The sequence below is a fragment of the Salinivirga sp. genome (genome assembly GCF_035268865.1).
Taxonomy (GTDB): Bacteria; Bacteroidota; Bacteroidia; order Bacteroidales; family Salinivirgaceae; genus Salinivirga.
In genome coordinates this window covers 1-8,518 of sequence record NZ_DATFKB010000195.1, presented here as the reverse complement: position 1 = coordinate 8,518, position 8,518 = coordinate 1, and the positions used below count along the sequence as shown (strand labels likewise).

Below are 8,518 nucleotides of genomic sequence, written 5' to 3'. Positions count from 1 at the left end.
TTCAACTGATCTAAAATACCTTTCTAAAGCAGGGTAAAATATTACACAAATACCTTCAGGCTAACTTCAATTGCTGTATTTCTTCAAAATATTTCTAAAATTATATGCAAATCCATTAGCCCAAAAACTGAACTTATATGCTTTCGCATCACATTCATCCGAAACTTTTTAAATAAAAAGGTCAACAATAGTTATAACCGATTATTATTGGGACATTTTTTTTGAAATCGCCAGAAAAAAAGTGGTTTTTCAAGTCAATTGCTATTAATTCGTTTAAACCTGATATTATAAAATTACATACAGATGACTTACCACGCCATTTATGGCGTGGATTTAGGTAAGAATCAAGAGCGGTAAGGCTTCAGCCTAGAACCTAATCTATATAGAAAAAGTTCCTGGCTAAAGCCCTAAGCAGCAACGGTAACTTGTCACCGCCATAAATGGCGGTGTAATGAATGTACTATCTCAAAAATTACAACTTTGAGAACAAATTCAGATAAGAAATAGCTTGTATTTTTTCAATATATATTGTAATAAGCACAAAAAACTATAAAGCTTCGGATAGTTGTGATTTTTAGTTTAAAAACTTCTCTATTTTTTGTAAAACTCTTTTATGGCTCACCGGTTTGGTGATATAGTCATTACAACCCAAATCAAGCGCCTTTTTAATATTTTCATCAAAAGCGTGTGCAGATTGAGCGATAATGACGACATCGCGATTAAAAGACCTGATCTCCTGTGTGGCAGTATAACCATCCATTTGAGGCATTTTTAGATCCATTAAAATAATATCAATATCCGGATTACCCTTGCAAAGCTCAATAGCTTCGAATCCGTTTTTTGCGACTAATATTTCATTAAAAGAGTCTGATAAAAGCACTTCCAGATACATTAATGATGTTTCTTCATCATCGACAATCAATATCTTTACATCGTCAAGGTTATGGGTTTCAATTTCTTGTTTTACATTAGTTTTAGCTTCTGTTTTACATGGTAATACTAACTTAAAAATAGAACCCTGGCCTTTCTCCGATTTCAGGGTAATATCACCGCCCAACAATTCTGCCAGCCCCTGACTTATAGTAAGTCCGAGCCCGGTACCCTCATAATCCCTCGACATACTGGTATCGGCCTGAACAAAACGATCAAAAACAGCACTCTGTCGATCAGCAGGAATCCCTATACCTGTATCTTTTACCTGAACTTCAAGATTATTGCCATTTACATTGCATTCCATACCAATCTCGCCTTTATTAGTATATTTTAGGGCATTATTTAAAAGGTAATACAAAATCTGGTTCAGCTTTTCTCTGTCGGTAAAAATGTAATAGTTCAATTGTTCGGAGATATTTGCATTCCACTTCAGTCCTTTTTGCTCTGCTTCATCCTCGAATTCTTTGTGCAGTTCATCAATAAACTCTTCCAGATCTATCTTTGATTCTTTGTATTGCAACTGGTCAGTTTCAATACGTGACAGTTCAATGATATCTGTAATTGTATTCATTAGCCTGTAACTACTATTTTTGATTTTTTCCGCATATAACAACTTTTTGCTTTCATCCATATCTGCGGAGGTCAAAAGGTTTACAAAACCCAGGATTCCGTTTAAAGGTGTTCTTACTTCATGGCTGATATTCAACAAAAAAGCAGATTTAAGCTTATCGCTCTCTTCAGCTTTTTCTTTGGCTTTAATAAGTGCTCTTTTATCGGCATTTCGTTCTGTTATATCTCTTATAATTGACTGAGTTATTAGTCCCTCTTTTGTATTAATGTAACTTAGAGAAGATTCCAGATCAATGATTTTACCACTTTTGGTTAAACCCTGAAATTCCTGTTTTGAATTTTCATAAATCCCCATTTGGGCCTTCTCCAGTCTCTGCTTAATCGATGGTAGACTTGCTGGTTCAATCAAGGTCATGATATCAAAATCGGGTTGTATTACTTCCTCAAGCGAGTATTCAAATAGCTCCTCCAGCATTTTATTTGCCATGATAATCTTAGAATCGAGCATTAAAAGAATTCCATCGTTTGAGTTTTCAATAAGCGACCTGTAGCGTGCTTCGCTCTCTTTTAAATTTTCCTGTGACCTGAAATGCTCTTTTTCAATTTGTTTCTGCCTAAGAGCTCCTTTCACCGAAGGGCCCAACCTTCTGATATGCTCCTTGATCACATAATCATCGGCTCCGGCTTTCATACATTCCACTGCCGTATCTTCGTTCATAGAGCCGGTAAGAATTACAAATGCCAAAAAAGGTTTTAACTCTTTGGTAATTTCCAATGCCTTAAGACCATTGAAAGATGGCATCCTGTAATCTGAAACAACAGCATCTGGCTCAAATTTGTCCAAAGCCACTTTAAATTCATCTTCAGTATCCACAACCTGTGTGCTTATATCATTGAACTCCTTCTTAAGTTCCCTGATTGCAAGTTCCGCATCAGAATCAAGATCTTCTGCAATTAATATTTTTACTTTTTCATTCATAACTTATATATTTAGTCTCAGCTAGAAAACTACCTGGTTTTGCGTGTGCCTAGTAATAAAACTTCAAGAACAAGGCTTGACCATTTTGAAAATCAAGGAGTTTACTTTCGTAAGTGACTGTTTTCAAAATGGTCATAACGCAGTTATTAAAGTTTTCTTGCAGGCACTATTTAATTCGGACGCTCATTAACAACCATCCAATAAAAACCAATATGACTTAAGGTGGTCATAAACTCCTTAAAATCAATAGGTTTAACAATATAACTATTGGCGCCGAGGTCATATGCTTTTTTAATATCCGGGTCCTCTCGTGAAGATGTTATAATTACGACAGGTATATTTTTGGTCTCAGGATTAGATTTTATTTCCTTCAATACCTCCAGACCATGTACTTTAGGAAGTTTTAAATCGAGTAGCACAACCCTGGGTGCAATGATATTTTTCCGTTGAGCATATATCCCCTGGGTTAATATAAAATCGAGTGCTTCAGCTCCGTCTTCCAGATGAATAACCTGGTTCGCAAGATTCATCTTTTTTAAAGACCGAAGCATAAGTTCAGCATCTTCCGGGTTATCTTCTACAATGAGTATTTCGCATTCTTCATGTATCATATTTTATTGTTTGGTTTATTTCGGAATTGAAAAGCAAAAAGTTGCGCCTTTATTTTCTTCTCCTTTGGCCCATATTTCGCCATTATGCCTTTTTATAATTCTATGCACAAGGGCCAAACCAACACCTGTACCTTCAAAATCTTTTACATTGTGTAACCTTTGAAATACGCCAAAAAGTTTGTCGATGTATTGTTCGTTAAAGCCCACACCGTTATCCTTAATGCAGTAAATAAGCTTTGAATTTCCCTCTTTCCAGTTTATTTCAATTCGGGGTTTATCTGTTTTTGAAGAATATTTTATGGCATTCGATAACAAGTTCATCCATACTTGCCGCATCATGCTTGTATCTGCCATACAATTGGGAATTTCTCTAACGATTAATTCTAAGTTTTTACGTTTTTCTTCAGTGGTAGCTTCGTAATATACAGACTTCACCATTTCTTGCATATTAATGTTCGTTAATTGAATTGCTTTTCTGCCAGCCCTTGAGAAGGTAAGCAAGTCATCAATCAGCATTGACATGTTACGGGAATTTTTCTGTATTACCTTAGCCAACCTTTTCCCTTCATCATCCAAATCAGTTGCATACTCTTCCAATAATATATCGCTAAAACCATTAATGGCTCTCAAAGGTGCACGCAGGTCATGACTAACGGAGTATGCAAAGGCTTCCAGTTCTTCTGTGCGTTCCTGCACTTTTACTTCAAGTTCATTTTGGTATTCTTCCAGGGCTTTTTCTGCCTCTTTTCTGTCTGTAATATCAATTATAAAACCCTCAATTGAGTATTTTTCACCGCCTTCTTTTTGCAGAACTATTCCCTTATCCCATACCCATCTTATGCTACCATCTTTTTTTTGTATACGGTATTCTAACACAAACTGCCTGGCTTTGCGTATCATTTCATTGACTGTTTTCCATACATTGTCCCTATCTTCTGGAATAATAATATTTCCGAAAGTTATATGTTTTGATCCTGTTAATTCTCCTGTTGTATAACCAGTTAAATCAAAACAGCCTTCGCTTACAAACTCCATAGGCCATTGAGCATCAAGAGTTGTGTGGTATGCCATACCCGGCAGATTTCCCATAACAGTATTTAATTGCCTTTTACTCTCAATTAGCGCTTGTTTAGCCCTTTTGCTTTCTGTAATATCTCTCAAAATCACATGTATACCTGTAAAACCTTCATTTTCAAACGACGAACGATGCACATCAACGTCAATTACACTTCCTTTAAGTGAGCGTATCTGTTCTTCATAAGAAGATATTTCAATTCCCTCTTCTCGAACTTTATGTATTTTATCTCTTACATGATCGTGATAATCGGGATGGAAGAAATCAAATGGAGATTTTCCGATCACATCTTCAATTTGTTCAGCATTTACAAGGTTAACAAATGCTTTATTGGCCAGTACTATTACATCTTGCTGGTTAATGAAAATAGCATCAGGAGACTGCATGAAAAGGTTTTTATACCGTTTCTCACTCTCTTCAAGTTTAAGCTCATTTTCTTTTAAATTAGTAATATCCTGTATCGTAGCAAATATTGTTTTTTTACCATCTTTTTGAATATTAATTTTTCCCTGAGTGCACACATAAATCACCTCACCATTTTTATCTTTTATTCGGTACTCATGCGGTTCCAGTATTTCGGAGCCGGACTCCAAACTACTATATAACCAATTGGTTACAGACTCTAAGTCATCAGGATGGTGAATCAGGGTATTAATCATATCAAAATCAATCTCCTGGTCTCTGGGGTATCCAAGCATATCAAGCAATGCTTCTGACCAGGTAACCTCACCGGTTTGCACGTCCCAGGTAAAATCGCCCATTTTAGCCATGCGTTGAGCTTCAATTAACCGCTGCTGGGCTTCTTTATTTTTTTGCTCTGCTTCTACCCTGTCTGTAATATCGTTCGATAAAATAAAAATTCCTTCAGGAACAGGCTGTATACCCAATTCAAACCATCCAGAACTACCATCGGGCAATTCAAACCTGTTTTCCATTTTATGGTACTTTCGATTATGCATGCATTGCTCTAACTTCTGAAACATTTCGGTTTTTTCAATGCCCGGATAGCATTCCATCATCGTATTTCCCAATAGTTTTTCTTTACGCTTCATCCCATGGCGCGCTGCGACATCATTCACATAACTATAACGGTAATTAAAATCTATGATTTGAACACCCTCCAGCATGTTTTCCATAGTGTTTTTGAACTTCATTTCGTGTTGTAGAAGCTCATCCGAAAGTTTGTTATTAAGAGCCAATTGGTACTTTACAAGGTAGTATAATATGATGGCCACTATGACCACAAAAAACCACCCTTTATAGGTCTGAATGTGTTCGTATTCGTGGAAACTCTTTGCAATATTGGATAGCAACAAATCAGAACTCAGAATCCATGCGATACCCAACAATGCAAAAATTATGGCAATGCGTAATGCCTGGTATTTTGTGTTTCTTTTTTTCATGTCCCTGTCCCCATTTTTAGATAAAGCACATGCCATAATTTAAAAAGATACTTAAGCAGGTTTTTTCTGGGCAAGAACTATTTTTGGCAGTGCTTTTGAACAGTAATAAATATTACTTTAAAATTTAAGTCATACGACGACTTCTTATAGCACTTTTTGTTTAAACACCTGTAAATCTGTATTGTTTCAAAAAACCTTCTATTAAAAACATCAAAATAAGCTTACAGAAAATAATTATCTTTTACATTAAGTAAATATAGGGCAGTTTGAATGGTTTAAATTATATTGCACTATAATTCAATTGTTTTATAAACAAGTACCTTTTTCCTTACTACATTTCGTTTATTCATTTGGCTTCAATTTATACTATTAAACCGCCACAAAAGCCAGATTAACATTTTATTTAAACTCAAAATAAATTAGGCTATAAATAGTCAAAAAGGGTGCTTTAAAGCAGAAAATTTTTTAAAACATATATACTTTTGCGTGAAGATTCACCAATTTGGAGTATACGATGATAGAACATGAAGGCGTAATAGTAAAATCATCTTCATCCGGAGCAACCGTAAAAATCATAAATAAAGCTGCCTGTGCATCATGCCAACTTAATGGTAAATGCAATCTTTCTGACGTTAAAGAGAAATTTATTGATGTTAGCACATCAGGCAGAACATATCAGGAAGGAGACCATGTTACGGTTACCGGAGCTGAAAGTATTGGTTTCAAGGCTCTTTTTCTGGGTTACATCTTACCATTTTTAATAGTACTGGGCACGGTAGTTACGTTCACTGTACTCAATTATTCAGAACCAGTAGCCGGACTTGTGGCATTAGGAACATTAGTGCCTTACTACCTCATATTAAAGCTAATGAGCAACAAAATACAAAAACAATTTTCGTTTTACCTGAAAAACACATAATTCAATGAGTGACATTATTATTTACACCGTAATTACCTTAAGTGCACTTGGAGCTGTAGCAGCAGTAGTGCTCTTTTTTATTGCGAAAAAGTTTAAGGTTTACGAAGATCCCAGAATCGATCAAGTGGAAGAGATATTACCTGCCGCAAACTGTGGTGGATGTGGATTTCCGGGTTGCAGAAACTTTGCCGAAGCACTGGTAAAATCAGATGATATCTCGGATTTCAACTGCCCTGTTGGTGGAAACGACACAATGAATGCCGTAGCCAAAGTTTTGGGCAAAGAGCTTGAAGAAAAAGAACCTCAAATAGCGGTGGTTCGCTGCAATGGTACACCCGAACACAGAAAAAGAGTCACAAATTATGAAGGAGCCTCCTCGTGTGTAATTGCGCATAATCTCTATACAGGTGAAACCGATTGCCCCTATGGCTGTCTCGGAGAAGGCGATTGCGTGGAGGCTTGCGACTTTGATGCTATTTACATGGACGAAAAAACAGGACTACCTGTAATTAAAGACAATTGTGTTGCATGCGGGGCCTGTGTTGAAGCTTGTCCACGCGACATTATTGAATTACGTAATCGTGGTAAAAAAGAGCGCCGTATATACGTTAGCTGCGTAAATCAAGATAAAGGCGGTGTAGCTAAAAAAGCATGTTCAGTGGCTTGTATTGGATGTGGAAAATGTGTAAAAGAGTGTCCGTTTGATGCCATTACCATGGAAAACAATCTAGCTTACATCGACTACGAGAAATGCAAATTGTGCCGCAAATGTGCACCAGTTTGTCCAACAGGAGCTATTTTGGAAGATAATTTTCCACCACGCAAGGCCAAACCAAAAGCAGACCCGGCTAAGGCCAAAGCTGCAACAACTGCCAAAGCTGCAACTCAGCAGCAGAAGCCCGAGGCTAAAAAGCAAAATCCTGAAAAACAGGAAAAAAAAGATCAGGATAGCGAAAACAAAACAGAAAACAATAATAATCAAAACAATTAATACAGGAGGTATTGATGTTAAAGACATTTAAAATAGGCGGTGTGCATCCGGAAGAGAATAAGTTTTCAGCCGGAGCTGCCATAGAGAAACTACCTCTGCCCGAAACCGTAAGTATACCGGTGGCTCAACACATAGGAGCTCCGGCTAAAGTTCTGGTAAAACGTAAAGATGAGGTTAAAGTAGGTACGGTAATTGCCGAAAGCGGTGGTTTTGTATCGGCCAACATTCATTCATCTGTATCGGGCGTAGTACAAAAAATCGATAATGTTTACGATGCCAGTGGGTATCGTCGTCAGGCCGTCATCATAAAAGTAGAAGGTGACGAATGGGAGGAACAAATTGACCAGTCAAATGATCTGAAAAAGGACATTAACCTCAACCAAAAAGAAATCGTAGATAAAATTAATGCTGCCGGTATTGTTGGTTTGGGTGGAGCAACTTTCCCTACCCATGTAAAACTAATGGTGCCTGAAGGTAAAAAAGCAGAAATGCTCCTTATCAATGGCGTAGAATGCGAACCATATCTCACGGCCGACCACAGACTGATGCTTGAGAAAAAGCATGAAATGATGATGGGTATTCGTATTCTGATGACTGCCTTAGGTGTACAAAAAGCAGCTATTGGTATTGAAAACAATAAACCCGATGCTATCGAAGAACTCAGAAAAATTTCGGTCGAGTATCCGGGAATTGACATTGTGCCGCTGAAAGTAAAATACCCACAAGGCGGTGAGAAACAATTAATTAAGGCTGTAATGAATCGTGAAGTGCCCTCGGGTAAACTACCCATAGAGGTGGGTGCAGTGGTGCAAAACGTAGGTACCGCCTTTGCCGTTTATGAAGCCGTCCAAAAGAACAAGCCGCTAATTGAACGCGTGGTTACCGTTACGGGTAAATCTGTTAAGAAGCCCTCAAACCTGATGGTTCGCATTGGTACACCGGTAGAAAACCTCATTGAAGCTGCTGGTGGTTTCCCCGAAGATACAGGCAAAGTGGTCAGTGGCGGCCCTATGATGGGAAAAGCGCTGAATGATTTA

Annotated in this window: 6 protein-coding genes; 3 read left to right on the top strand and 3 right to left on the bottom strand. The window is 37.4% G+C overall.

Going from position 1 to position 8,518, the window contains the following annotated elements; translation table 11 throughout:
• Positions 1-574 precede the first annotated feature (574 nt).
• The 3 genes from VJ937_RS11845 to VJ937_RS11835 form a co-directional block, all read right to left on the bottom strand.
• Complete coding sequence (locus tag VJ937_RS11845) at positions 575-2,482, bottom strand: response regulator (protein ID WP_324067363.1); 1,908 nt, start codon at positions 2,480-2,482, stop codon at positions 575-577.
• Positions 2,483-2,652: 170 nt separating this feature from the next.
• A complete protein-coding gene (locus VJ937_RS11840; protein WP_324067361.1) occupies positions 2,653-3,093 on the bottom strand; it encodes a response regulator in 441 nt (146 codons plus the stop codon).
• Positions 3,094-3,108: 15 nt separating this feature from the next.
• Positions 3,109-5,571 carry a PAS domain S-box protein gene (locus tag VJ937_RS11835; RefSeq protein WP_324067359.1) on the bottom strand — a complete coding sequence of 821 codons (2,463 nt, stop codon included), beginning with the start codon at positions 5,569-5,571 and terminating at the stop codon, positions 3,109-3,111.
• Between the two features lie 514 nt (positions 5,572-6,085).
• On the opposite strand from VJ937_RS11835, the gene VJ937_RS11830 reads away from it, so the two are divergent.
• The 3 genes from VJ937_RS11830 to rsxC all read left to right on the top strand — a co-directional run.
• Positions 6,086-6,490 carry a SoxR reducing system RseC family protein gene (locus VJ937_RS11830; RefSeq protein WP_324067357.1) on the top strand — a complete coding sequence of 135 codons (405 nt, stop codon included), beginning with the start codon at positions 6,086-6,088 and terminating at the stop codon, positions 6,488-6,490.
• Between the two features lie 4 nt (positions 6,491-6,494).
• Positions 6,495-7,481: a Fe-S cluster domain-containing protein gene (locus tag VJ937_RS11825; RefSeq protein ID WP_324067355.1), complete on the top strand. Its 987-nt coding sequence runs from the start codon at positions 6,495-6,497 to the stop codon at positions 7,479-7,481.
• A gap of 14 nt (positions 7,482-7,495) precedes the next feature.
• Positions 7,496-8,518 (top strand): electron transport complex subunit RsxC (rsxC, locus tag VJ937_RS11820; RefSeq protein WP_324067353.1); only part of this gene is annotated, 1,023 nt, incomplete at its 3' end.